The organism is Micromonospora sp. NBC_01638, assembly GCF_045209745.1.
GTDB lineage: Bacteria > Actinomycetota > Actinomycetes > Mycobacteriales > Micromonosporaceae > Micromonospora.
The window spans coordinates 2,220,689-2,246,681 of sequence record NZ_CP109273.1 but is presented as its reverse complement, the minus strand read 5'-3'; the positions used below and the strand labels follow the sequence as shown (position 1 = coordinate 2,246,681).

The window sequence follows — 25,993 nt, the reverse complement described above, 5'->3', positions numbered from 1 at the left end:
GAAACCGACTACCCGAGCTGGTCGCCCGAGGCGACCGGGCCATCGACCCGACCTGCGGACGCCGATCCGCCCGCGCTGCGTGGCGAAGCTGCGGTCTCGGAACGGCCGGAGGGATCAGCCACCCCGGAGTCGACGAGTGTTCGTCGGACGCCGGAGGGGTTGAGTCGCCCGGTCAACGCCGCCGAGGTGCGGTCGACCTCGGGCCGACGCAACACCGCCGCCGCGGTTCGCTTCGAGCCGACGGTCCCGCACCAACCCACGGCGGTTGTTCGGGACTCCACGCCAGTGATCGCCAATGCACCGGTCGCTTCGACCGAGTCGTTGGCTGCCGTGGCGGCCGATCCCACGTACGTTTCACGTGAAACCCCGACGCGCGAAGAGGATGACCCACCGTTGGCTATGGAGGCGATGCGCGCCGTGCAGATCCTGAATCCAAGTGGCGAGGTGACCATGCCTCGGCCGGACCGGACGCGGGTCATGTGCGTCGCCAACCAGAAGGGTGGCGTGGGTAAGACCACGACCACCGTCAACCTTGCGGTGGCGCTCGCCCTGCACGGCAACCGGGTGCTGGTGGTGGACCTGGACCCGCAGGGCAACGCCTCGACCGGGCTCAACGTCCCCCACCACACCGGAATCCCGGATGTCTACGACTGCCTCATCAACAGCGTGCCGCTGGCCGAGGTGGCGCAGGCGGTCGAGGGCATCCCCAACCTCTGGTGCGTACCCGCGACCATCGACCTGGCCGGCGCGGAGATCGAGCTGGTGTCGGTGGTGGCGCGGGAGTCGCGCCTGGACCGGGCGATCGCCGCGTACCCGGGCGAGTTCGACTACGTCTTCATCGACTGCCCGCCCTCGCTCGGTCTGCTCACGGTCAACGCCCTGGTTGCCGCGCAGGAGGTGCTGATCCCGATTCAGTGCGAGTACTACGCCCTGGAAGGGCTCAACCAGCTGATCAACAACATCAACCTGGTGCGCCAACACCTCAACCCGAAGCTCGATGTCTCCACCATCCTGCTGACGATGTACGACCGCCGCACCCGGTTGGCCGACGCCGTCGAGCAGGATGTCCGGAACCACTTCGGCGACAAGGTTCTCCAGGCGGTCATCCCCCGCAACGTCCGGGTCTCCGAGGCCCCCAGCTACGGCCAGTCGGTGATGACCTACGATCCCGGATCGCGGGGCGCCACGAGCTACTTCGAAGCCGCCCAGGAGATCGCCGAGCGTGGCGTCAAGGAGCCGGTGGGCCGGAATGCGTAGTGCGGACGAGTCGCTGGGAGGCGTGGCATGAAGAACCGTCCTCGGGGCGGCCTGGGTAGGGGCCTGGGGGCGCTGATCCCGACCGGACCGGTGCCGGGTGCCGCTGGCACCGTGACGGCCGAACCGGAGCACGAGAACGAGTACGTGGACGATGCGGGCCCCGCAGCCGTCTCCGCGGTGCCCGCCGCCGCGGTGCCAGTTCACGAGCCGGAGCAGCCCGCGCTCAGTCCGGTGCCCGGAGCTCGATTCGCTGAGATCCCGGTCGACGCGATCCTGCCCAACCCGAAGCAGCCCCGCCAGGTCTTCGATGAGGAGGCACTGGAGGAGCTCAAGACCTCGATCCAGGAGGTGGGCTTTCTTCAGCCCATCGTCGTCCGGCAGCTCGACGACGAGAAGTACGAGCTGGTTATGGGCGAGCGGCGTTGGCGGGCCGCCCAGGCCGTGGGGCGGGAGAACATCCCGGCGATCGTCCGGGACACCCGTGACGACGCCATGCTCCGCGACGCCCTCCTCGAAAACATCCACCGAGCCAACCTCAACCCCCTAGAAGAGGCCGCCGCCTACCAGCAGCTGCTGGAGGAGTTTGGGGCCACCCACGAGGAGTTGGCCCGTCGGATCGGCCGGAGCCGCCCACAGATCTCCAACACGATCCGGCTGTTGAACCTGCCGGCTCAGGTGCAGCGTCGGGTTGCCGCCGGGATCCTGTCGGCGGGCCACGCCCGCGCCCTGCTGAGCCTCGACGAGGCCGAGGCGCAGGAACAGTTGGCGTTGCGGATCGTGGCCGAGGGTCTGTCGGTTCGCGCGACCGAGGAGATCGTGGCCCTGACACTGAACGACGGACCGGCCAAGGGTCAGGCCGCGAAGCGTCGGCCGAAGGCGCACGCGCCGGCCCTGACCGATCTCGCCGATCGACTGTCCGACCGGTTCGACACCCGGGTGAAGGTGGACATCGGCCGGAGCAAGGGCAAGATCACGATCGAGTTCGCGACGGTGGACGACCTTGAGCGGATCGTCGGGATCATCGGAGTGCAACAGGAGGAGGGCGGGGACGGAGACTGAGTCCGCCCTCCGCCAACGGCCGCGCTACCCCGAGGGGTGCGCGGCCGTTCTGCATCCGGCCCGCGTGTTTCACGTGAAACAGCAAAGCTGGTCTTCGCTTCGCTGTCGGTCTCCGTTGCCGCCGGTGTGGGAGCGACCGAGGCGCTCGGTCGTCACCCGTGCCCGGACCCTCGGTCGTCACCCGTGCCCGGACCCTCGGTCGTCGCTCGCGATCCGCTCGCCTCAACGGGGCACCACTCCGGCCTGTTTCACGTGAAACGGTGGCCGCCGAGAGGGCTGCGGCGTACCGGGGGTGCCTGAGGATGACCATGAGTGTCCTTGCGCGCCGCCCAGTGGCCCGCTGCCGGCTCGTGCGCCGCAGGGGGTAGTTGCGGTCGACTCGGCCATCCCGAGGCTCTCTCGTTGCGCGTGAGCGCCAAACCGAGCCGCCCGATCGCCTGATCGCCTCTCGTTGGCCGTCCGCAGTCCGCGGTTCAAGGCTGAGGGCGCACGACCGATGGAGGGCTGGGCACAACCCGACCAGCGACCGCCGCTGCACCTGCATGCCTCGTACCGGCGCGGCGCGCTGCGCCGGCCAGCCCTGGCCGGCGAGCACAGTGGCCGGTGATCGCCTCGGACCGGCTGGGCAGCCTCGCGGGTCATCCCGGCGGACCGACGGTGGGCAGTCCCCGGTCTGTCGGTCCAGCGTTCGCGGGCAACGACCGACGGGCCAAAAAGTTATCCACACCCGTTATCCACAGGCACCCCCCGTTTCACGTGAAACAGCGCGTGGGAGCGGGTGCGAGCCTGTGGATGACGGCCTGTGTTCAGGATCTCGGCAGCCTGTGGATATCGCTTTTACGGCACAGTGGTGACCGGGCCCACTCGACCGACGAAGGGCGCTGATCCGGTAGGCCGGGACCGATCAAACAGGTAAGGACAGCGGTGCCAGACTCGGTTAGGGTCAGCGTCGTGCACGACACCCCTCCCTCAGTCCCGGACTTCACCCAGTGGCCGTCGTTCCCCTTCGAGGGCGACCTCCACGTGAAGCAGCTCGATGATCCGGTCCCGGTCGAACCGCCCCGGAAGGGCGAGGGTCTCCGGGAATGCACCGCCTGCAACGCACCCGACGACGCCTACATCTGGGTCGGAGAGCGGTGGCGGGTACGCGCCATGGACCGGCCTACCGGGCTGCCCATGGTGCTCATCCTGGAATCGCGGACCCACCTCGACCTCGGTGACCTACCGAACCTGCTCGCTGCCGAGTTGGGGGTGATGACCGTTCGTCTGGAGCGGGCCATCCGGTCTCTCGACGGCGTGGCGCGGGTGCACGTCAACCGGTGGGGCGATGGCTCCGCTCACCTGCACATGTGGTTCCTCGCCCGGCCGTATGGGCGCCTTCAGCTGCGGGGCACTTTCCTGTCACTGTGGGACTCGATCCTCCCCCCGATCTCCGAGGCGCAGTGGCGGGAGAATCTGGCGCTCGTCGCCGCCTGGCTCGCCGAGTTTGGTGGCCGCCCCCTCGCCGAGCCGCCGCGCATCCAGTGGCAGGCACCGTCCAGCCTCCTGGCCCAGTCCGCTGCCGTGGCTGCCGCAGCGGAGGCGGCTGCGGCGGAGGCTGTCTCGGTCATCGAGGCGGCTGAGGAGATCCCGGAGCCAGCGCTCGACTCCACTCCCGACGACGATCCGACCGACGGCGATACGGCGCCCTCAGTCGATCCCATCCTCGTGGACACGGACCCCGATGCTGGCTCTACGAGCACCGTCACCGATCCAGCGGGTAGAACCATCCCGTCGGCATCCATCACCCACGTGGCGAGCGGCACGTCCGGCACTCCACCGTCCGCGGCCCCAGCCCCAGCGTCGGCCGCCGACGCGGTGGGGCCGTCCACCAACGGACCCGCAGTCCGCCGCGGCCCAGCCGACGAGGCCACCGAACCGGCCGCCCAGGACAGCGGCACCTCGGGCGCCAGCACCCCGAAGCGCGGCACCCCGGACATCAGCGCCGCCGGTGCGGCACCTGGCGCGACCTCACACACCAACGGTCCCGACGAGCCTGACGTACGCACCACCAACTGATGCTGGACCGACCATGAGATGGCGACGGCAACCCCGGGCCTGCGACACCCGCGCCAACCTCATGGTCGGCCCTGGGCAGCACCGCGCCCTGGTGAGTGGGTCAGTGAGTGGTGAGGCGGCCCGCTGCGCGGGCGACCAGGGTGCCGAGGAGCCGGCCGAAGTCCAGCCCCGCCGCCTGCACGGCGAGCGGCAGTAGTGACGTCTCCGTCATGCCCGGTGAGACGTTGACCTCCAGCACGTGCGGCTGGCCGGCAGCGTCCACGATCACGTCGACGCGGGAGAGGTCCCGCAGACCCAGCGCGGCGTGCGCGGCCAGGGCGACGTCAGCGACCGTGGCATTCACCTCGGGGGCCAACCGGGCCGGAGCGTGCCAGGTGGTGCGCCCCGCCGTGTAGCGGGCGGCATAGTCGTACACGCCGTTGCGCGGCACGATCTCCACCGGCGGCAGCGCCTGCGGTCCGTCGCCGAGGTCGACCACCGAGACCGCCACGTCTATGCCGGACACGTACCGTTCCACCAGCGCGGTCGAGTGGTACGCGAAGCAGCCGACCATCGCGGCCGGCATCGCCGCGGCGTCGCGGACCACCGCGCCACCCAGCCCTGACCCGCCCTGCGCGGGCTTGACCATCAGCGGTAGGCCCAGCCGGTCGACGATCCGGTCCAGCACGGCGACCGCGCCAAGCTCGGAGAAGCGATCGTGCGGTAGGGCCACCCAGTCCGGGGTGGGGATGCCGGCCTCGCGGAGCACCGCCTTGGCCGAGGGCTTGTCCCAGGCGACTCGGGAGGCTCTGGCGTCGCAGCCGACATACGGAATGTCGCACAGGTCCAGCACTCCGCGCAGCGAGCCGTCCTCGCCGGTGGCCCCGTGCAGTGCGATCACCACGGCGTCCGGCGGATCGGCGCCCAGCGCCGGCAGCAGCGCCACATCGGCGTCCCGCAGCTCGGCCTCCACCCCGATGGCACGCAGTGCGTCGAGCACCCGGCGACCGGAGCGCAGTGACACGTCCCGTTCGTAGGAAAGCCCACCTGCGAGCACTACAACGCGCAAGTCGGTCGAGACGGTGGGATCGGTCACGAGGAGGCGCTCGGCGGCGGTCGTACCCATGCCGGCATCATGCCAAGTCGGGCCCTGGCACGTCGGAGCCGGCCCGGCCGCGTCGGCCAGTGGCGCCGCCCACGGCACCGAAGACCCGGCGCATGGCGATTTCCTGCTCCATCACACCGGCCAGCCGGCGGACGCCCTCGCGGATCCGCTCTGGCGGCGGGAAGCTGAAATTCAGCCGCATGGTGCCGGTGCCGGTGCCGTCGGCGTAGAAACCGGTGCCGGGCACGTAGGCGACCCGGGCGGCGACCGCTCGCGGCATCATGGCCTTCGAATCGAGCCCGTCAGGCAGGGTGGCCCACACGAAGAGACCACCGGCCGGTGTGGTCCAGCTGGTGCCCTCGGGCATCAGGTCGGCCATCGCGTCGAGCAGGGCGTCCCGGCGTTCCCGGTAGACCTCGCGATAGACCTTGAGCTGCTGCCGCCAGGGCATGGTGCGCAGATAGGTGGCCACCGCGGCCTGGGCGTAGCCGCTGGGGCAGAGGATCTGCGCCTCGTTGGCGATGACCAGCTTGTCGCGGACCGCGTGCGGCGCCAGGATCCAACCGACCCGCAGCCCGGGCGCGAAGGTCTTGGAGAAGGTGCTGAGGTAGAAGACCCCGTCCCGGCGGCGGGCCCGCAGGGGAGCCGGCGCCTCACCCTCGAAGCCAAGCTGACCGTACGGGTCGTCCTCGACGACGAGCAGGCCGGCGCGCTCGCAGATGTCGAGCACCCGTTCCCGGCGCTCCTCGCTGAGTGTCACGCCGGTCGGGTTCTGGTAGGTGGGGATCGTGTAGAGGAACTTCACCCGCCGGCCCGCGCGGGCCAGGTCCGCGATGGCCGTCTCCAGCGCCTCCGGGATCAGGCCGTCCGCATCCATCGGTACGTGCACAACCTGTGCCTGGGCGGCCTGGAACACTCCGAGCGCGCCGACGTACGTGGGCCCCTCGGCGAGCACCACGTCACCCGGGTCGAGGAAGAGTCGGGCCACCAGGTCCAGTGCCTGCTGCCCGCCCACGGTGACCACGACGTCCTCAGGGGAAGCGCCGCACGCGGCGTCGATCCCGGAGAGCGACATCACCTCGCAGATCCGTTCGCGCAGCTCGAGGGTGCCCTGACCGATGCCGTACTGAAGGGTGGTCTCGCCGTGCTCGGAGCCGAGCCGGCCGAGCATCTCACCGACCGCGTCCAGGGGCAGTGCGGCGATGTACGGTGCGCCGCCAGCGAGCGAGACGACCTCCGGGCGGCTGGCCACCGCGAACAATGCTCGAATCTCGGAGGCGGTCATCCCGCGTACCCGCCGGGCGTACCGGTCGGTGTAGTCGTCGAGCGTTGTGCCGGTCATGACCTCACCTCGATCGCTGCTCGGGCGGCTCCCGCCCGGGTACCCCACACCCCGGTGACCATGGCGGCGGGGACACCCAAATGTCGATCCTAGTCCGGCAAAGCCGCGCCGCCGACCTGCTGAGATGGATCGACCACATGGCGGACCGTGACCGGCGTACCCCGGTGTGGTGGGCATTCGCGCGTCCCCTCCCGTACCGCCGATCGGCGGCGTACGATCGCTCGTCGGGGGGCAGGAAGGCGGCGCTGTCGTTCCATGCCGGTCTCACCACCGAGCCTATTGTGGGGATGCGCCAATGTCGCGACGTCTGGTCAGCCTGACCCTCGACACGTTGGAAGACGTTCCTCGCCCGTGCCGGCAATGCGTCTACTGGGAGCTCGATCCGGTCTCCGCGGACCGGGCCTGCGCCGCCGGGGATCCGGGCCTGGAGAAGGAGGCGTGGGTCTCCCAGACGCTGCTGGAGTGGGGCTCCTGCGGCAAACTCGCCTACGTCGACGGGATGCCGGCGGGCTTCGTGATGTACGCCCCGCCCGCCTACGTACCCCGCTCGATGGCGTTCCCGACCTCGCCGGTCTCCGCTGACGCGGTACTACTGATGACCGCCAACGTGGTTGCCGCCTTCGCCGGCGGTGGGTTGGGTCGGATGTTGGTGCAGGGCGTCGCCCGGGACCTGACCAAGCGGGGGATCAAGGCCATCGAGGCGTTCGGCGACGCCAAGTTCGGCGACGCGGACGACCCTGCGGGTGGCTGCGTGGCACCGGTCGACTTCTTCCTGTCAGTGGGGTTCAAGACCGTACGTCCGCATCCGCGCTTCCCCCGGCTGCGCCTTGAGCTGCGTACCGCGCTGAGTTGGAAGTCCGACGTCGAGTACGCGTTGGAGAAGCTGCTCGGCTCGATGAGCCCGGAGACCCTGCTCCGCCCGGTCCGTCCCGCCCCGGCTACCCACGCCGCCAACGGCTGACCGCTGAACGGGCGGCGGATCAGTCGGCCACCGTGCCGGCGGTCACGACGGCCCGCAGTTCGCTGACGTCCAGCGAACCGGTCGGGACGTCCCGTTCGATCGGGTAGTACATCCGTTGCACCGCGGCCACGATCGCCTCCACCACACGGTCCCGGAACCGGGGGTCGACCAGTTGGGCGCGGTCAGTGGGCGAGGTGAGGTAGCCGACCTCGACCCGGACGGCGGGCATCCGCGTCAGTCGCAGCAGGTCCCATGTCTTGGCGTGCGTACGGCAGTCCCGTAGCCCGGTCCGGGCGACGATCTCCCGCTGCACCAGCCCGGCCAGGCGCTCACCGGTCGCCGAGGTCACCCCGTTGTCGGTGCCGTAGTGGTAGGTCGCGACGCCCTCGGCGTCCGGGTTGGCGTGGCCGTCCAGGTGCAGCGAGATGAACACGTCGGCGCCCAGCGAGTTGGCCAGCAGGGCCCGGTCGGTGTCCGGCAGGCAACTGTCGGGCGCCGGGCCCCGGGTGAGCTGCACCCGCACCCCGGTCGCGGCGAGTCGCCCCTCCAGTCGGCTGGCCAGGTCGTGCACCAGGTCCGCCTCGGTCCAGCGCAGCGACCCGTCGGGCACCACCATCCCGGGGTCGGTGCCCCCGTGCCCTGGATCGATGACCACCGTCTTGCCGACCAGCGCCGGCCCGGACTGCCGGATCGCGTCAGATTCGCGGAGCCACTGCGGGCGGCCACCGACCACCTTGCGGCCGATCCGGCGGAGCGCGTTCATCGTGTGTGGGCCGCAGGAGCCGTCGGGGGTGAGCCCGACCTCGCGCTGGAACTGTGCCACCGCCCGGGACGTCCGGATGCCGTAGATGGCGTCCGCCCGGCCCACGTCGTACCCCATCTCCAGTAGTCGTTCCTGCAGCGACCGGACGTCCTCGCCGGTGAGCGGCTCGGGGACCGCGTGGTAGAGGGTGCGGGCGCCGAGCCGCCAGCGGGCGGCGTCCAGGGCGCGCCAGGTCTCCGCCCCGACCCGGCCGTCCACGCTCAGCCCACGGGACTGCTGGAAGGCGCGGACCGCCCGCTCGGTGTCGAGGTCGAACTCGTCCGCGTGCGGCTCAGTGCTGAGCAGGTCGAGGCCGATCAGGATGGTACGGATCTCCGTGACCGCGGGTCCCCGGTCACCGGGTCGGATCGGACGCACGCACGACCCCCTCTGCACGACGCTCGCTGGCCGGGCGGCCCAGGCTTGAGGCTATGCGTTCCGGGGCGGCGAGGTGGCTCGGGCCGGGAAAAACGTCGACGGTGCGACCGGGAAGACAACGAACCCCGCACCCGATCGTCGGGTGCGGGGTTCGGTTGACGTTTCCGCTGGTCAGAGGGCCGATTCGATGAGCCGGACCAGCTCGCCCTTCGGCTTGGCACCGGCGATCGACTGCACGGGCTGGCCGTTCTTGAAGACGGTGAGCGTCGGCACCGACATCACCCGGTAGGCCCGGGCGGTCTCGGGGTTCTCGTCGATGTTGAGTTTGACGATGGTGACCTGGTCACCCATCTCGCCGGCGATCTCCTCAAGCAGCGGCGACACCTTGCGGCACGGCCCGCACCACTCGGCCCAGAAGTCCACCAGAACCGGCTTGTCGGCCTGCAGCACGTCGGCGATGAAACTCGCGTCCGTGACCGCCTTGGTCTTTCCCACTATGCCCCTCCTCCGGGATGTGTTGCGTTGCTTCAGCTGAGCGTCGCGATGAACCGTTCGGCGTCGAGCGCGGCGGCGCAGCCGGTGCCGGCTGCGGTGATCGCCTGACGGTAGGTGTGGTCGACCACGTCGCCGGCGGCGAAGACGCCGGGCACGTTGGTGCGGGTGCTGGGGGCCTGGACCTTGACGTAGCCCTCGTCGTCCATCTCGACCTGGTCACGGAAGAGCTCGCTGCGGGGGTCGTGGCCGATGGCCACGAAGACGCCGGTCACGTCCAGCACCTTGGTCTCGCCGGTGTGCACGTTGCGGACCCGGACGCCGGTGACCTTGCCGTCGTCGCCGAGGATCTCCTCGACGGTGCTGTTCCACTCGACCTTGATCTTCTCGTTGCTCAGCGCCCGCTCAGCCATGATCTTGCTGGCCCGGAACGAGTCGCGCCGGTGGATGATGGTGACCGACTCGGCGAAGCGGGTGAGGAAGCTGGCCTCCTCCATCGCCGAGTCACCGCCGCCGACGACCACGATCTGCTGGTTGCGGAAGAAGAAGCCGTCACAGGTGGCACACGAGGAAACGCCGTGGCCGAGGTATTCCTGCTCGCCGGGCACGCCCAGCGGACGCCAGGCCGAACCGGTGGAGAGGATGATGGATCGGGCCCGGTAGGCGTTGTCGCCGACCCAGACGGTGCTCACCGCGCCGGACCCGGCGTCGCCGGTGTCCACCAGCTCGACCCGGGTCACGTCGTCGGTGAGGAACTCGGCGCCGAACCGCTCGGCCTGCTTGCGCATGTTGTCCATCAGCTCGGGGCCGAGAATGCCGTCAGCGAAGCCGGGGAAGTTTTCCACCTCGGTCGTGGTCATCAGCGCGCCACCGGACTGCACGCCCTCGATGATCAGGGGCTTCAGGTTGGCGCGTGCGGCGTACACCGCCGCCGTGTAGCCGGCCGGCCCCGAGCCGATGATGATCAGGTTGCGGACCTCGTCCACTGCCGTCTCCCGAGTTGTGTGTGTTCGGCGTCGGCGCGAGCACCGATGCTGATCCGAGTTGCCGACGCCTGGGTGGGGTCGACAGCTGACTTACAGAACGTCATCGTACGAACTGGGGATTCCCGAGCCGGGCATCCGGTGGGTCAGCTCACGTGGACGGTCATCGTGCCGTTGACCGTGGATTCACCCTACTCGCGCTGAATACCGGCTGTCCGAGCCGGACCCGGGCACCCCGCACTCCGGGCCGCTCACCCAGGCCCAGCGGGCCCCGGCTGCGTCGGTGAAACGGATGACCAGCGCCTGCTCTCCCTGGAACCGCGCGTAGTCCAGCACCTCGACCGCCAGCGGGGCGGATCCGTGCTCCGCCGCCACGTCGGCCAGGCAGGTGGTCAGCGCGGCCTCGTCGGTCAGCCGGGCCAGCTGGCTCAGCCCGCCCACCGCCAGACGTCGATCCCCGTCGGCGTCCACCCCCGGCTGCGTGCCGGGCGTTTCGCTGACCGCTCGGCTGGGGGCCGGGTTGCTCTGCGCGTCACTGCTCGGCGCGTTGCCGAGGGTCTGCGGCGTGTAGTCCGTACCGCTGCGCAGTGCCGGCCCGGTGGTGCGGACCGCCCCGGCCGCCGCGGCGCCCTCGGGCGCGCTGACCGGCTGGTCCAGGGCACCGCCGCTGGCGTCGTCCGAGGCGCTCATCGACAGCTGGTTGAGACCCAGCGCGATCGCGGCGACGGCGATCGCGGCGGCGGCCACCGGTGCGCCGCGGCGGGCCCAGCCGCCCCGGCGGCGACCCGGGCCGGTGGGCGCCGGGTGCCCGGACCTGGCCGGTGTCGGGATGGCCGGCCGGCGACCGGCCCCGCCCTGCACCGGTACGACCGGTGGCGTCGCGGCGACGCCGTCCTCGTCGACCGAGGTGCCGGTCTGCACGGGCTCCGCAGCGGCCAACGCGGCGGAAAGGCGATCGACGATCGCCGGCGGCATCTCCGGCGACGGCTCGGCCCAGCGGGCCAGGTCCGTACGGACCTGCGTCAGCGCGGAAGCCAGCAGCGTGTACGCCTCGGCCCAGGCCGGGTCCGCGGACACCAGTTGGGCGACCTCCTCCTGCTGTGGGGTGCCGTCCAACGCCCCGCCGAGGTAGTCAGCGAGAAGGTCGTCGTCGACCTCCCGGAACCCCTCGGTCGTCACGTTTCCTCCTGGTTGGCGTCCCGCCGGTACCGGCCCGACCTCGATCCGACGCCCTTCGCTGGACTCGGGTTCCCCAGCGTGACGCCCGGCACGTCCCTGATCGGCCCGGCCGGGTCCGGTCGGACCGAGGGCATTGCGGCGACGGCCGGGCGAAGGTGCCCGAGCAGCACCGCCAGCCGGGCCCGGCCCCGGGCGCACCGGCTCTTCACCGTTCCCTCGGCAACACCGAGGATGTGGGCGACCTCGACGACCGGGTAGCCCTGCACGTCCACCAGCACCAGCGCGGCGCGTTGCTCGAAGGGCAGCGCGGCGAGCGCTTCGCGGACCACCAGTGCGGTGTCGTGGTCCTCCGCCGGTGCGGCCGGCTCCACTCCGCCGATGCCCGATCGGTCCTCCGCACGGTTGCCATCCGGGAGCGGCACGGTCGGATGCGCCTGCCGGCGACGGATCCGGTCCAGGCAGGCGTTCACCACAATGCGATGCAGCCAGGTGGTGACGGCGGAGTCACCTCGGAACCGGGCCGCAGCCCGGTGCGCGGAGAGCAGCGCGTCCTGGAGTGCGTCGGCGGCGTCCTCGCGGTCACCCAGCGTACGCAGGGCCACCGCCCAGAGCCGGTCGCGGTGCCGGTGGAACAACTCGGCGAAGGCGTGCGGGTCGCCATCGACGTGAGCACGCAGCAGCTCGAGATCCGTAGCGGCGGCGTGCCCGTCCATCACCACGTCCTGCGGATGCGGTGCCCCGGTGGAGGTGCCAGGCTCACGACCCCTGGACCGTGATCTCCTGGACGTCGACCTGGAAGCCCCGGTCGCTGGCCGGCAACTCGGTGATCCAGAACAGCAGGTACTGGTATTTCTTGTCGGCGTCGAAGCCGTTGAACGCCATGGTGGTGCCGTCGTGCTCCTCGAACGGCTGCCCGATGGCGTTCTGGGCGGTCTTGTAGTTCGCGATGAGCTGCTTGTCGCCGGCGGAGGTCGACGGTGGGGCGATGGTGCCGGTGAGGAGCTGGGCGGACGCGCCGGTGGCCGAGAGCACCACCTGCACCGACTTGACGCTGTGCGGCTCGCCCAGGTCCAGCCAGACCCCCATGCCGGACTTGTTGTTGCCGAACTTGGCCGCCGTGTACGTGTCGGTTCCCCAGCCCTTGTCCGCGTCGCCGTCGATCACCTTGTCGGCGCCGCCCAGCTCATCGCGCAGTTTGCTGTCCGGGTCGATGATCCGGACGCTCTTCACGGGCAGCTTGCGCACCACGACGGCGGCCGGGGTGGCATCGCCGGCCGGGGCGCTGGACGTGGGCGCGGGGCCCTGGTTGGCCTGCTGGTCCTTGTCTTTGCCGTTCAGCGCGCTGATCCCGATCAACAGACCGACCAGGGCGACCGCCAGCAGGCCGGCGATGCCCACGGCGACCTTGCGCCCGCCAGCCGCCGCCAGCGGCGACGGCTCCTCTTCGGTGTCGGCGGCGAACCGCAGCGGCCCACTGTTGTCGAGGTAGTGCTCCTCCTCGGCCGGCACGTCCAGTCGGGCCAGCTCGGCGGCGAGCACATCGGAGGACGGCGGCGCGATCTCGGCGTCGAGCAGATCCATGGTCAGGTCGTCCAGGTACGCGGGCACACCGGCCCGGACCTGGCGGGGTGCCGCGATGGCACCCCCGGCGTCCCGAACAGCGTCCGGGATGGCGGCGCGGCCGTGGCCGGCGGTGGCGCCGTGCAGCGGCGCCTCGGTGTGCGGCCAGTAGCCGGTCAGGGCGAAGTAGAGGACACCACCGACCGCCCGGATGTCGTTCTCCTGGCTGTCGGCGCCATCGGTGCGGGCGTCGGCCAGGACCACGCGGCCCTCGTCACTGATCATCACGGTGCCGGGGTGGACATTGCCGTGCACCATGCCGGTGGCGTGCACTGCGGCGAGTGCGCTCGCGACGGCGTTGCCGATCGCGGTGGCCCGAGCCGGATCCAGTGGGCCGTCGGTCGCCAGGTCCCGCAGGGACTGCCCGTCGACCCACTCGCGCACCACGTACGCCCGGTCGGCCTCGTCGATCGCGTCGTAGACGCCGACCAGGTTGGGGTGGATGACCCGGCTGGCCGCGACGGCGGCCTGAAGCATCTCGGTGGCGGAGTCCCCACCCGGGTAGCGCAGCACCACCGCGACGGGGCGGCGCAGGATGACGTCGACCCCGCGCCAGACCAGCCGACCCGCGCTGTCGTTGTTGATGTGCTCAACCAGTTCGTACCGCTCGGCGAGGACTTCACCGGCCGTGGGAGCACCGAAGGTCATGACCGGAGGAGCGCTTTCGTCTGCCTCCTGACCCTCGCCGACCTGGGTCACCCGTCCTCCCTCGGTGATCGTGTCGATCGATGGACCCGAACTGCTGGGCATGTGGCTTCCCGCTCTGCCGTTGAAGGAACCGGCCGACCGGTGTCAACGCTCAGCGTTGGCCCCTGGCCGTATCCGTCGAGAGCGACCTTACCCGGGTTGCCCGTCTCCCCGACATGTCATCTTCCCGCCGCACCCGGCGGGGTTCCGGCAGTCGGAGAACTCGTCCGGTTACGACCGTTGTCAGCCACGTTGCTGGCACATGTACTAGCTAATCTACGGCTTCACCGCAAGTGACCGACGCCGGGGCCGGGGTGGCCGGGGCGCTCCCGCCAACTGGCATGTTCCCGCCGATCGGATTGTCACGCTCAGCCGTACGGTTGGTTATCCACAGGCTGACGCGGTGGTTGACCGGCGAATCGCGGAGTTATCCACAGGTGCATCCCCAGCCTGGTGATCCGCGGTCACGGTCCGTGTGCATCAACTTGTTGTAATCGGATGCTGGCGGTCAGCGACCGAGGCGGCGGCGAACCATGCCGACCACCTCGGTGATCTCCCCGATCCGCAGCAGCATGGCCAGACCGAGGTAGGTCCCGCCAATCACCGCGCCGCCGATCACGAGCTGGACGATCGCCTCCGGCCGGCTCGGCGTGTCGTCCCCTGGCAGCAGCTTCACCACGAGCAGGCCGACCAGGGCGGCGCCCAGCGCCGCGAGCGCGATGCGGCCCAGGGTTCGCATGATGTGGCCGAATCCGATCCGGCCGACCCGGGGACGGAGCAGCCAGGCCGAAGCAACGGCGGCAGCGAGGTACGAGACCGCGTTGCCGATCATCATGCCGGAGGCCGCGGCGCTCGCCGAGAAGGCGGCGAAGAGCACGATCTGGACCCCGGCCCGCAGTGCCACCACCGGAATGTTGACCAGTGCCGGCGTGCGGGTGTCCGGCAACGCATAGAAGGCGAAGGTGAAGAGCTGGCTGATTGCGAACGGCACCAGGGCGACAGCGGCGAAGAAGAGCACCGGAGCCACCGACCGGGCGTTCTGGTCGGTGAACGCTCCGTACCGGAAGAGGGTGAAGGCGATCGGTGTGGCGAGCACGGCGTAGCAGACCGCGATGGGAGCGAGCACCGCGGAGACGGTGCGGGTGCCCCGGGACAGGTCAGCAGCCAGGTCGGCGTAGCGGCCGTCGGCCGCGGCGGCGCTCATCCGGGGCATCAGCGCGGTGATGATCGAGACGGCGATGATGCCGTGCGCCATCATCAACAGCAGGAAGACGTTGTTGTAGATCAGCGCACCTGCGGCGTCCTTCGGGACTCTGCTGAGCAGGTTGAAGACCACGACCAGCCCGAGCTGGCTGACCGCCACGTAGCAGAACATCCAGGCGCCGAGGCGGCCGAGTTCACCGAGGCCCAACGCGCGGAAGTCGAACCGGAACCGCCAGCGGAAGCCCACCTTGCGCAGGGCGGGCAGCAGGCCGGCGGCCTGTACCGCCACGCCGAGCAGCGTGCCGCCGCCGATCAGCAGGATCTGCCCGGTGCCAAACTGGCCCGGGTCGAGGATCTTCGCCCCGAAGATCACGATGTAGAGGCCGGCGGTGGCGATCACCACGATGTTGTTCAGGATCGGCGCCCACATTGGCGCGGCGAAGTGACCCCTGGTGTTGAGCACCGCACTGATCAGAGCGCTGAGACCGGTGAAGAAGATCATCGGCAGCATGAGCCGGGCCAGGGCGGTAACGAGATCCTGATAGTCCTGGCTCGACTTGTCGCTGGCATAGAGCCAGGTCAGCACCGGTGCGAGGAGCACCGCCATGACCGCGGCCGCGCCGAGGGCGAGCACCGCGAGGGTCAACAGCCGCTGGGTGTACGCCTGGCCGCCGTCGGCGTCGAACTTCCGCCGACGGACCAACACCGGGATCAGCACACTCGTGAGGATGCCGCCGAGTAGGAACTCGTAGACCATCCCGGGCAGGATCTGTGCCGTGGTGTAGGCGTTGCCGATCGCTGAGCCGAGCGCGGCGGTCAGCACCAACGTGCGCAGAAAACCAGTGCCACGGCTGACCAGGCTGCCGACCGCCATCACCGCGCTGTTGGCAGCTGCACTCGCCTCGGCCACCTGCTCCTGCGGCGGCGCGGTCGACTCCATGGCCGGCTGGTTGAGCGGCTCCGCGGAGATGAAGATCGCCCCGTCTCCCGGGCGCCCACTGGCTCCGGGCCCGCCGTCGTGCGCGGCATTCGCGCTGCGGTAGAGCCCGCCGCTCATCTCCAGCCTCCAGGGGGTACGTCGAGCCGGGCACCGACCCGCACGCCACAGACCTTAGTCAACCGCTACCTGTTACCCGCGCCCGGCGGATCGGAATACACCCCGGCCCGATAGGCTGGCGATCCCATGTCCGAAGCCTCCGTTCCCCCCGCCGCCGACCGCCGCGAACTCACCGCCGCGCAGCGCAACGCCGTCGCCGAACTGCTCCGGGTCTCCCCGGTCGCCGACGAGTTGGGCCGCCGGTTCGTCCGCGCCGGTCACGAGTTGCATCTGGTGGGCGGCTCGGTACGGGATGCCCTGCTCGGCCGACTCGGGGAAGACCTCGACTTCTGCACCGACGCGCACCCCGACGAGTCGCTGCGGATCATCAAGGGTTGGGCCGAGTCGATCTGGGAGACCGGTCGGGAGTTCGGCACCATCGGCGCCCAGCGCGACGGCCTCCGGCTGGAGATCACCACCTTCCGAGCGGAGTCGTACGACCAGGTCAGCCGTAACCCGGTGGTGGTGTACGGCACCAGCCTCGACGAGGACCTGAAGAGGCGCGACTTCACGATCAACGCGATGGCGGTCAGCCTGCCGGAGCACCGGTTCACCGACCCGCACGGCGGGCTGGACGACATTTCGGCCAAGGTGATCCGTACCCCCAGCACCCCGCGTGAGTCGTTCGGCGACGACCCGTTGCGGATGCTGCGGGCCGCCCGGTTCGCCGCGCAGTTGCGCTTCGCCGTGCACCCGGACGTGCACGCGGCGATGGGCGAGATGGCCGCCGACCTGGACCGGATCACCGCCGAGCGGATCCGCGACGAGTTCACCAAGCTGCTCTGCGGCATCGACCCGATCACCGGGCTGCGGCTGCTGGTCGACACCGGGCTGGCCGAGCGGTTCCTGCCGGAGCTGACCGGGCTGAAGCTGGAGATCGACGAGCACGCCCAGCACAAGGACGTCTACGAGCACACGCTGACGGTCGTCGAGAACGCGGTCTCCTACGAGGATGAGGGCTGCGACTTCATTCTGCGGATGGCCGCCCTCATGCACGACGTGGGCAAGCCGGCGACCAAGGCTGCCGCCCCCGACGGTCGGGTCAGCTTCCACCACCACGAGGTGGTCGGTGCCCGGTTGACCAAGGCCCGGATGAAGGCGATGCGGTACCCGAAGGAGATCATCGCGAAGGTGACCGCGCTGGTCGCGCTGCACCTGCGCTTCTACGGGTACGGGCGGGGCGAGTGGACCGACTCGGCGGTGCGTCGCTACGTCGCCGACGCCGGTGATCTGCTGCCTCGGCTGCACAAGCTGACCCGCTCGGACTGCACGACCCGCAACCGGCGCAAGGCCGCCCAACTCGCGGCTGACTACGACGCGCTGGAGGATCGGATCGCCCGGATCGAGGCCGAGGAGGACCTGGCCCGGGTCCGCCCCGACCTGGACGGCAACGCGATCATGGAGCTGCTCGGCGTACCGCCGGGGCCCGTGGTCGGGCGGGCCTGGAAGCATCTCAAGGAGCAGCGCCTCGAACACGGGCCGCTGGACCGCGACGCCGCCGAGGTGGAGCTGCTGCGGTGGGCCCGCGCCGAGGGCCTGATCACGTAAGCCCCACCGGGCCGTCGGTTTTCGATACGCCGACGGGCGCCACTTCCGGGTTCGGAGCGGCGCCCGTCGGCGTACACCGTCAGCGGGTCTCGACGGCCGTCCCGTCCACGGCTGCGGTGCCCTTGCCGGCCGTGGTGCCGTTGCCAACCGAGGACGCCGAGCCGAGCCGGGCCAGCAGACCGGGCAGGTCGATCCCGGTCAGGTCGCTGCCGAGCTGGAGCCCCTGGGCGACGTTGCCGGCCACCGACTTCGTCAGCGACGAGGCACCATCGGTGGAGATGACGGTCATCTTGTCGATCGCCCCGATCGGCGCGCTGGCCGCCGCCACCACCTGCGGCAGCACCTTGACCAGCAGGTCCAGCACCGCTGCCTCCCCGTACGCGGCAAACGCCTCGGCCTTGCGCGCCATCGCGTCCGCCTCCGCCTCACCCTTGGCGAGGATGGCCGCGGCCTCGGCCTGACCCTCCCGCTCCACCGCCTCGGCGATCGCGGAGCGTCGGCGCTGCTCGGCCTCACCTTCCTTGGCGCCCTCGATCGCGTTTGCCTCGGCGAGCGCGGCACGCCGGGCCCGCTCACCCTCACCGGTGAGTCGCGCCTGCTCGGCGGAGGCCTGCGCGGCTGCGATCACCGACTGCCGCTGGGCGTCCGCGTGCAGCACGGCCGCGTTGCGGGACGCCTCGGCCTCCTGCTCCACCTTGTACCGGGCCGCGTCGGCGGGCTTGCGCACTTCGGTGTCCAGTTGGCGCTGCTTGAGTTCGGCGTTGCGTTCGGCGACCTTCTGCTGCTCGGAGAGGATCGCCTGGTCCCGCTCAGCCTGAGCGAGCGGACCGGCCGCGGCGGACTTCGCCTTCGCCGCGTCGATCTCGGCCTGGATGCCGGCCTGCTTGAGGGACAGGTTCCGGTTCGCCTCCGCGATTGCCTCTTCGGCGAGCAGCCGTTCCTGCTCGGCCTCCTGCCGGGCCCGCGCCTCGGCGATGGCCGCGTCCTTGAGCACGCGGGCGGCCTCGGGTCGGCCGAGGTCCTGCAGGTAGGACCCTTCGGCGAGGATGTCCTGGAGCTGGAAGGTGTCCAGCACGAGACCCTGGTTGGTCATCGAGTGCTCGGCCTCCTCGGCCACGGCGCTGGCGAACGCCGCCCGGTCCCGGATGACCTCTTCGACGGTGAGCCGGCCGACGATCGAGCGCAGCGCCCCGGCGAGCACCTCCCGGGTGAAGTTGTCGATCTCGTCCTGCTGGTGCAGGAACCGCTGGGCGGCGGCCCGGATCGCGTCCTCGGTCCCGCCGACCTTGACGATCGCCACGCCGTGCAGATCGGCGCGGATGCCCTGCTTGCTCACCGCGCCCCGGATGCCGACGTCGATCCGCCGGCTGGACAGGTCGAGCGACTGGAGCTTCTGCACCACCGGCAGCACGAAGACCGAGGCGCCCAGCACGACCTTCTGCCCGGAGTTGTCGGTCGACCGGGCCCCGTCGGCGGTTTGCGTGGTGCGGCCCTTGCGGCCGGTGACGATGAACGCCTCGTTCGGCCCGGCCACCTTGATCCGGGAGAGCACGAAGAGCACCAGGATGAGCGCGAGGAGGACCGCGCCACCGATGGCGATGAGCAGGGCCATGAATAAGTCCTGTCTATGAGGAGGAAGTCAGTAGGTTTCGACGTGCACGCTGGTCTCGCTGAGCGCCTGCACGACGAAGACCTGGGTGCCGATCGGTATCGGCTTGTCCGCGCGGGCGCTGAGCTTGACCGGTTGGCCGGCGAGGCGCACCCGGACCTCGCCGTAGCCGCCGACCGGCACCGGGGTGACGACCAGGCCGAGCGTGCCGATCAGGTCGTTGCGGGTGGGGGTGGGGTCGGTGCGCATGTTCCGCGCCGACCGGCTCAGCCGGGACGCCAACCAGCCGGTGGGCACGGCCGCGAGCACGCCGCCGACCGCCGCGCCGACGAGCATGCCCGGTGTACGCGCACCGAGCAACTCGTTGACGATGGCCGCGCCGAACCCGAACGCCCCGGCAAAGCCGGCGACCGTTTCGACCGAGATCGGACCGTCCACGTCGGCGTGGCCGAACTGGAAAATCTCGGTGCCGAGCAGGGCGAGCGCGAGCACCCCGATGCCCGCCCCACCGATGATGAGAAAGATGAGCGTCCCTGTTGCCACGACCTGAACGGTATCCACGTCGCGCAACGCCGGTCGCCTCCGACCCGGCGGGGTACGCCGGGTGGGGGAGAATGGGTCGATGCGCTGGACCGTGCTCGACTCACCGATCGGCGAATTCTCCGTCGCCACCGACGGCACGAGCGTCTGCGGCGCGTATTTCGGCCGGGTCGAGGCGGCCACGGAGCAACCCGACCACGTGCTGTCCGGGCAGGCCGTCGCCGAGCTGCGGGCGTACTTCGCCGGTGAGTTGACGGCGTTCACCGTTCCGGTGTCGATGCCGCGCGGCTCCGACTTCGAGCGGGCGGTGTGGCGGGAGATGACCCGCATTCCGTACGGCGAGACGCTGACGTACGGCGAAGTGGCGCGCCGGGTCGGCGATCCCGGGGCGGCCCGGGCGGTGGGCGTGGCCTGCAACCGCAACCCGGTCCCGGTGATCGTGCCGTGTCACCGGATCGTCGGCGTCGGCGGCAAGCTGGTGGGCTTCGGTGGGGGCCTGCCCCGCAAGGTCAAGTTGCTGGAGCTGGAGGCCGGCGTCGCGCTGCGACACGCCTGGTCCCACGGTTGACGCAAGGTCGAGCTGAACGCGGCGAGGGCCGGGTCCATGCGGACCCAGCCCTCGGCCGTGCTTGGTGCTCAGCGGGTCAGCGCTCGACCTCGCCGGCGATGAACTCCTCGACGGCCTGGTGGGCGTCGTGGTCGGCGTACTGCACCGGCGGGGACTTCATGAAGTACGACGAGGCCGACAGGATCGGGCCGCCGATCTTGCGGTCCAGCGCGATCTTCGCGGCCCGGACCGCGTCGATGATGACGCCGGCCGAGTTCGGCGAGTCCCACACCTCGAGCTTGAGCTCGGCGTTGAGGGGGGTGTCACCGAACGAGCGGCCCTCCAGGCGGATGTACGCCCACTTGCGGTCGTCCAGCCACGGCACGTGGTCCGACGGGCCGATGTGCACGTCGCTCTTGCTCATTTCGTGCGGGATCTGCGAGGTGACCGACTGGGTCTTCGAGATCTTCTTCGAGACGAGCCGCTTGCGCTCCAGCATGTTCATGAAGTCCATGTTGCCGCCGAAGTTGAGCTGGTACGTGCGCAGCAGCTCGACCCCGCGGTCCTCGAAGAGCTTCGCGAGAGCGCGGTGCACGATGGTGGCGCCGACCTGGCTCTTGATGTCGTCGCCGACGATCGGCAGGCCCGCGTCCTCGAACTTCTTGGCCCACTCGGGGTCGGAGGCGATGAAGACCGGCAGGGCGTTGACGAACGCGCAACCGGCGTCGATCGCGGCCTGGGCGTAGAACTTGTCGGCCTGCTCGGAGCCGACCGGCAGGTAGGAGACGACGACGTCGACCTGCGCGTCGCGCAGCGCCTGCGCCACGTCGACGGGCGTGGCGTCGGACTCCTCAACGATCTCGCGGTAGAACTGGCCCAGACCATCGAAGGTCGGGCCGCGCTGCACGGACACACCGGTCGGCGGCACGTCGCAGAGCTTGATGGTGTTGTTCTCGCTGGCGACGATCGCCTCCGCGAGGTCCATGCCCACCTTCTTGGCGTCCACGTCGAACGCCGCGACGAACTGCACGTCAGAGACGTGGTACTCGCCGAAGGTGACGTGCATGAGACCCGGGACGCGGTCGTTCGGGTCGGCGTTCCGGTAGTACTCGACGCCCTGAACCAGGGACGAGGCGCAGTTACCCACACCGACGATGGCGACGCGGACGGAGCCCATAGCGTCTGCCTCCTTCTTTTCTGTCACGGCCGCTCATTCCTGGTCTCTCCAGGCGGAGGCGGGCTGTTGTCTTGTCGTCGGCCGCCGGCTGTCCCGATGTTCGGGACCGTCGGGGCTCGGCCGGAGCGCTCGTTGGCGATGAGCTCCTCCAGCCAGCGGACCTCGCGCTCACAGGCGTCAAGGCCGTGGCGCTGCAGTTCCAGCGTGTAAGCGTCGAGGCGCTCGGCCGCCCGGCCCAGCACGTCACGAAGCCCTTCGCGACGCTCCTCGATCTTGCGGCGGCGACCCTCCAGAATGCGCAGTCGGGTCGCCTGATCGGTCCGGGCGAAGAATGCGAAGTGCACCCCGAAGCCCGCGTCGTCGTACGTCTCAGGCCCTGCCTGTGCGATCAGCTGGGCGAAGCGCTCCTTGCCGTCCGCGGTGATTTTGTAGACCACCCGACCTCGTCGGCTGGTCAGCGCGGGAACCTCCTCGGCAGTGGCGGGTGTCTCAGCAGCTTCGGTGATCCATCCCGCCGCCTGCAGCCTGCGCAGGGTCGGGTAGAGCGAGCCGTAGCTGATTGCCGCCCGGATCGCGCCGAGTTTGGCGGCCAGCTCCTTGCGCAACTCGTAGCCGTGCATCGGAGACTCCTGCAGGAGGCCGAGGATGGCGAACTCAAGCACTGGCCACCCTCTCTCTACCCTCCGGCGTGAGTTGGTAACCGCCGCGATGTATCGGACCGATACATCGCACGCTAGCGGGTCGCGCGGGTCAGGGCAAACCCCCACTCCGAGATCCTGTCGTCACGGATCGTGAGCGTGGTCGCCTGCCCGGGCCGGACCGCGTACCCTTCTTCGCATGCGTACGCAGCGCCAGGTCGTCGACTACTCGCTTCAGAAGCGAGCAGTGCTGCGTGAGCTCCTGGCCGGTCGGGTCGGCACGTACGACGTCTGCGACGCGTCGCCGTACCTGAAGAACGCCGCCCGGTTCCACGGCGAGCCGACCGACCGGCGCTGCCCGATCTGTCGGAGCGAGAACCTGACCCTCGTCCACTACATTTACGGTGACGAACTCAAGCAGTCCGCCGGCCAGGCCCGGACACTGACCGAGCTGCCAGTGCTGGCGATGACACTGCGTGAGTTCCAGGTCTTCGTGGTGGAGGTGTGCCTCGGCTGTGACTGGAACCATCTCGTCGAGCAGTACCTGCTCGGCCGGGATGGTCTGACCGGTGACATCGACGGCACGGGTGAGCAGGACGCGGCGGTCGCCGAAGGTGCCGGCCGGCGGAGGCGAGAGGCGCAACGGTGATCGCAGTTGGTAGGACCGGCCCAGGGGCCGCAGACGAAACCTGGGAGGGTCGACCGCTCGATGGTCCGAATGGCCCGATTAATACGGCAATTACCTCGGTGAAACGGCACCCCCGTGCCGGTGTCCCGGGTGAAGCAACTCACGGCAACCCGGTGGTGGCGCAGCCGCGCCTCACCGCGACCGGCAGGGTGTGAGGAATGAACTCGTACGGCGAACCCAGTTCTGCGCGCGGACGGGCCCAGTTCTCGGGCACGGACGGCGACCCCGGGCCGGGCGCGGACGAACCGTACCGCCGACCTGGCGGTGACTCCCGCGAGAGCGGATGGTCGGCCTCGGAAGGCGGCGCGGCAACTCCGGGTCGCGCCTCGGTGACACCGCGGGCCGCCGGTGGGCGGGCCACGGTCGGCGGTTCGGCCTCGGTGCCCCCGCGTGGCGGTGCGGCCGCCGGGTCCGCTTCGGTGGGTTCGGCATCCCCGGGCCGGGCCTCGGTGCCGGTGTCACCGGCACCGGGTGTCGCCGGCCGTGCCGGCGCGGGCCGGGCCTCGGTGCCCGTCTCCCCGGCGCCGGGCGCACCGGCAGGTCGGGCCGTGGTCGGTGCCGCTTCTGTCGGCACCGCCTCGGCGGGCCGGGCCAGCGTCGGTTCCGCGTCGGTGGGTGGCCGTGCGGCGGTCGCCCGGGCGAGCGTCGCACCGGTCGCTGGCGGCCCGGGAGGACCAGGTGGCCCGGGAGGACCAGGTGGCCCGGGTGGGCCCAACGGTCCGGGTCGGGGCGGTCGTGGTCCGGGTGGCTCGGGCGCTGCGGCGCGGGCGAAGAAGCGCAAGCGGATGAACCTGCTGATCGCCGGGTTCGCGGTCTTCATCATGCTCGCCGGCGTCGGCGTGGTCGGGTTCACCTACTACTCGACCAACGTGGTCATGCCCAACGAGATGCCGCTGCCGCTGTCCACCACGGTGTACGCCAAAGACGGCAAGACGCAGCTCGCCAAGCTGGGCAGCGAGAACCGCACCTTCGTCACGATCCAGCAGATCCCGCAGCACGTGCAGGATGCGGTCGCCGCGGCGGAGGACCGGAACTTCTACCGGCACTCGGGCGTCGACTACAAGGGCATCGTCCGGGCCGCGTGGAACAACGTCTCCAGTGGTGACAAGCAGGGCGCATCGACGATCACCCAGCAGTACGCCCGCAACGCGTTCGAGAACCTCAAGGACGACACGTACGGCCGAAAGGTGAAGGAGGCCATCCTCGCCTCCAAGCTGAACGACAAGTACGACAAGCCGACGATCATGCAGCACTACCTGAACGTCATCTACTTCGGACGTGGCGCGTACGGCATCGAGGCGGCGGCGCAGACCTACTTCGGTAAGCCGGCGATCAAGCTCACCCCCGCCGAGGGCGCGGTCCTGGCCGCAGTGATCAAGCAGCCGCAGGCGAGCGATACCCACAAGGGGTTCGACCCGGCGGTCAACCTAAGCGATGCCAAAACGCGGTGGGACTACGTGATCGACGGCATGAAAAAGGAGGGCTGGCTGGACTCCCCCAACCACCCTCCGGCGCCCATCGAGTACCCGAAGGTGTTGCCGCCGAAGAAGGGCGGCAACGGGTTTGGTGTCGACAGCCCGCGGGGCAACGTCATCAACTACGTCCGCCAAGAGATGGACGAGATGAATCTGTGCTCCGACAGCGGCGCGGAGGGCAAGGTCAGTTGCGTCGACGCGCTGCGGGACGGTGGCTACCGGATCACCACCACCATCGACCCGAAGCTGCAGACCGCCGCCGAGAACACAGCGATGCAGTCGAAGAAGGGTTCGGAGCTCAACGACCAGCCGAAGAACCTGATGGCGGCAGTGGTGTCGATCGACCCGTCGAAGGGTCGAGTGCTCGCCTACTACGGCGGCGACAGCGGCGCCGACTTCGACTACGCCGGCAAGAACACCGACAAGAACGGTGACCTCACCGGTGGACACCAGCCGGGCTCGTCGATGAAGGTGTACACGTTGGCTGCCGCGATCGAGGCCGGCATCTCGGTCAAGTCGCACTGGGACCCCACGCCGTACAAGCCCGAGGGCTCCAAGGTCGCAATCGGCAACGCCGGCCGCACCAACCTCAAGTGCGGCAAGTGGTGCACCCTCGAAGAGTCGACGGTCCAGTCGTACAACGTGCCCTTCTACTGGGTCACCAAGGAGCTCGGCGCCGAGAAGGTGGTCGACATGGCCAGGAAGGCCGGCGTGACCACCATGTGGGGCGTCGACCCGCCGCTAGCCTTCGACCTGTCGAAGAAGCAGCCGAACCCGTTCGACAACTACACCGGTTTCGGCAAGTACCCGATCACCGTGTTCGACCACGCGAACGCCATGGCCACGTTCGCCAATGACGGGAAATACATCAAGGCCCACTTCGTCATCAAGGTGGAGCAGCAGGACAAGGACACCGGCAAGTGGAAGGTCGTCGGCAGTGAGCGCATCAAGCCGGAGCAGCGGATCCCCAAGAAGGTCACCGACGAGGTCACCGGTGTCCTGAAGCAGATTCCCCGGCCCAACAACCTCTCGCTGGAAAACGGGCGCCAGGCCGCCGCCAAGACCGGCACCTGGGAGTACGACAACAAGGACAACGCGCACGCCTGGACGGTCGGCTACACCCCGCAGAACGCCACCGCTGTGTGGGTGGGCAGCAGGGACCCGAAGAAGCCGCAGATCCGCCTCACCAGCGGTAAGGCCATCGGCGGTTCGACGCTCCCCGGCCCGATCTGGGAGAAGTACATGAACACCGCACTCAAGGGCCAGGAGGAGATCTCCCTGCCCAACGTCACCGGCGAGGGCGACGCCACGAAGGGCAACGGCAAGGAGACGGAGGCACCACCGCCGCCGATCTTCCCGGATCAGCCGAATCAGCCCAACCCGCCCTGTGACCCGCGGATCGACCTGTTCTGCCCGCGCGGCGGAGGCGGCAACACGGGCGGCAACGATCCGAACACTCCAGGTGGCCCCGGGGGTGGCGGCAACGGCGGCGGGCTGTTGCCCGGCCTGCCGCCCAACCGGGACTGACTACCCGCATCGCATCACGACGCCGCAGTCGGCCGGACGATCT

General features: G+C 70.0%; 21 protein-coding genes. 8 read left to right on the top strand and 13 right to left on the bottom strand.

Annotated elements, in window-relative coordinates; genetic code table 11:
• Nucleotides 1–285 precede the first annotated feature (285 nt).
• The 3 genes from OG811_RS10595 to OG811_RS10585 all read left to right on the top strand — a co-directional run bounded on the left by OG811_RS10595 (nt 286) and on the right by OG811_RS10585 (nt 4,374).
• Nucleotides 286–1,257 (top strand): ParA family protein, encoded by a 972-nt coding sequence (locus tag OG811_RS10595; protein WP_406075643.1) that lies wholly within the window; start codon nt 286–288, stop codon nt 1,255–1,257.
• A gap of 27 nt (nt 1,258–1,284) precedes the next feature.
• Nucleotides 1,285–2,316, top strand: a complete 1,032-nt coding sequence (locus tag OG811_RS10590; RefSeq protein WP_406073789.1) for a ParB/RepB/Spo0J family partition protein — start codon at nt 1,285–1,287, stop codon at nt 2,314–2,316.
• Between the two features lie 1,176 nt (nt 2,317–3,492).
• Nucleotides 3,493–4,374, top strand: a complete 882-nt coding sequence (locus tag OG811_RS10585; protein WP_406075641.1) for a hypothetical protein — start codon at nt 3,493–3,495, stop codon at nt 4,372–4,374.
• A 100-nt stretch (nt 4,375–4,474) separates the two neighbouring features.
• Here the strand turns inward: OG811_RS10585 and OG811_RS10580 are convergent, their stop codons facing one another.
• Both OG811_RS10580 and OG811_RS10575 read right to left on the bottom strand, forming a co-directional pair.
• Entirely contained in the window at nt 4,475–5,479 is a 1,005-nt protein-coding gene (locus OG811_RS10580) for a D-alanine--D-alanine ligase (RefSeq protein ID WP_406073787.1), read from the bottom strand.
• A 7-nt stretch (nt 5,480–5,486) separates the two neighbouring features.
• Entirely contained in the window at nt 5,487–6,800 is a 1,314-nt protein-coding gene (locus OG811_RS10575) for a PLP-dependent aminotransferase family protein (RefSeq protein WP_406073786.1), read from the bottom strand.
• Nucleotides 6,801–7,095: 295 nt separating this feature from the next.
• Between OG811_RS10575 and OG811_RS10570 the strand changes: the two genes are divergently transcribed.
• Complete coding sequence (locus OG811_RS10570; RefSeq protein WP_272614372.1) at nt 7,096–7,761, top strand: GNAT family N-acetyltransferase; 666 nt, start codon at nt 7,096–7,098, stop codon at nt 7,759–7,761.
• Nucleotides 7,762–7,780: 19 nt separating this feature from the next.
• Here the strand turns inward: OG811_RS10570 and OG811_RS10565 are convergent, their stop codons facing one another.
• The 7 genes from OG811_RS10565 to murJ form a co-directional block, all read right to left on the bottom strand.
• A complete protein-coding gene (locus OG811_RS10565; protein WP_406073784.1) occupies nt 7,781–8,941 on the bottom strand; it encodes an N-acetylmuramoyl-L-alanine amidase in 1,161 nt (386 codons plus the stop codon).
• Nucleotides 8,942–9,112: 171 nt separating this feature from the next.
• A complete protein-coding gene (gene trxA / locus OG811_RS10560; protein ID WP_184180006.1) occupies nt 9,113–9,436 on the bottom strand; it encodes a thioredoxin in 324 nt (107 codons plus the stop codon).
• Between the two features lie 32 nt (nt 9,437–9,468).
• Nucleotides 9,469–10,419, bottom strand: a complete 951-nt coding sequence (gene trxB, locus OG811_RS10555) for a thioredoxin-disulfide reductase (RefSeq protein WP_406073782.1) — start codon at nt 10,417–10,419, stop codon at nt 9,469–9,471.
• Between the two features lie 183 nt (nt 10,420–10,602).
• Entirely contained in the window at nt 10,603–11,595 is a 993-nt protein-coding gene (locus tag OG811_RS10550) for a hypothetical protein (RefSeq protein WP_406073780.1), read from the bottom strand.
• Complete coding sequence (gene sigM, locus OG811_RS10545) at nt 11,592–12,308, bottom strand: RNA polymerase sigma factor SigM (RefSeq protein WP_406073778.1); 717 nt, start codon at nt 12,306–12,308, stop codon at nt 11,592–11,594. The genes OG811_RS10550 and sigM overlap by 4 nt, the downstream gene beginning before the upstream one ends.
• Before the next feature lie 43 nt (nt 12,309–12,351).
• A complete protein-coding gene (locus tag OG811_RS10540) occupies nt 12,352–13,965 on the bottom strand; it encodes a protein kinase family protein (RefSeq protein WP_406073776.1) in 1,614 nt (537 codons plus the stop codon).
• A gap of 445 nt (nt 13,966–14,410) precedes the next feature.
• Nucleotides 14,411–16,162 carry a murein biosynthesis integral membrane protein MurJ gene (murJ, locus tag OG811_RS10535; protein WP_406073774.1) on the bottom strand — a complete coding sequence of 584 codons (1,752 nt, stop codon included), beginning with the start codon at nt 16,160–16,162 and terminating at the stop codon, nt 14,411–14,413.
• 126 nt (nt 16,163–16,288) lie between these two features.
• Between murJ and OG811_RS10530 the strand changes: the two genes are divergently transcribed.
• On the top strand, nt 16,289–17,749 hold the full coding sequence (locus OG811_RS10530; protein WP_406073772.1) for a CCA tRNA nucleotidyltransferase: 1,461 nt from the start codon (nt 16,289–16,291) through the stop codon (nt 17,747–17,749).
• Between the two features lie 79 nt (nt 17,750–17,828).
• On the opposite strand, the gene OG811_RS10525 is transcribed toward OG811_RS10530, so the two are convergent.
• Nucleotides 17,829–19,361, bottom strand: a complete 1,533-nt coding sequence (locus OG811_RS10525; RefSeq protein ID WP_406073771.1) for a flotillin family protein — start codon at nt 19,359–19,361, stop codon at nt 17,829–17,831.
• Nucleotides 19,362–19,388: 27 nt separating this feature from the next.
• Nucleotides 19,389–19,901, bottom strand: coding sequence for a hypothetical protein (locus tag OG811_RS10520; protein WP_406073769.1), 513 nt, complete (start codon nt 19,899–19,901; stop codon nt 19,389–19,391).
• A 79-nt stretch (nt 19,902–19,980) separates the two neighbouring features.
• On the opposite strand from OG811_RS10520, the gene OG811_RS10515 reads away from it, so the two are divergent.
• Entirely contained in the window at nt 19,981–20,466 is a 486-nt protein-coding gene (locus OG811_RS10515; protein WP_406073768.1) for a methylated-DNA--[protein]-cysteine S-methyltransferase, read from the top strand.
• Between the two features lie 76 nt (nt 20,467–20,542).
• Here OG811_RS10515 and OG811_RS10510 read toward each other — a convergent pair whose 3' ends face one another.
• Both OG811_RS10510 and OG811_RS10505 read right to left on the bottom strand, forming a co-directional pair.
• Nucleotides 20,543–21,622, bottom strand: a complete 1,080-nt coding sequence (locus OG811_RS10510) for an inositol-3-phosphate synthase (RefSeq protein ID WP_406073766.1) — start codon at nt 21,620–21,622, stop codon at nt 20,543–20,545.
• A gap of 23 nt (nt 21,623–21,645) precedes the next feature.
• Nucleotides 21,646–22,284: a PadR family transcriptional regulator gene (locus OG811_RS10505; protein WP_406073764.1), complete on the bottom strand. Its 639-nt coding sequence runs from the start codon at nt 22,282–22,284 to the stop codon at nt 21,646–21,648.
• A 175-nt stretch (nt 22,285–22,459) separates the two neighbouring features.
• Between OG811_RS10505 and OG811_RS10500 the strand changes: the two genes are divergently transcribed.
• A complete protein-coding gene (locus OG811_RS10500; RefSeq protein WP_406073762.1) occupies nt 22,460–22,909 on the top strand; it encodes a DUF5318 domain-containing protein in 450 nt (149 codons plus the stop codon).
• 197 nt (nt 22,910–23,106) lie between these two features.
• Entirely contained in the window at nt 23,107–25,950 is a 2,844-nt protein-coding gene (locus OG811_RS10495; protein WP_406073760.1) for a transglycosylase domain-containing protein, read from the top strand.
• Nucleotides 25,951–25,993: the final 43 nt, after the last annotated feature.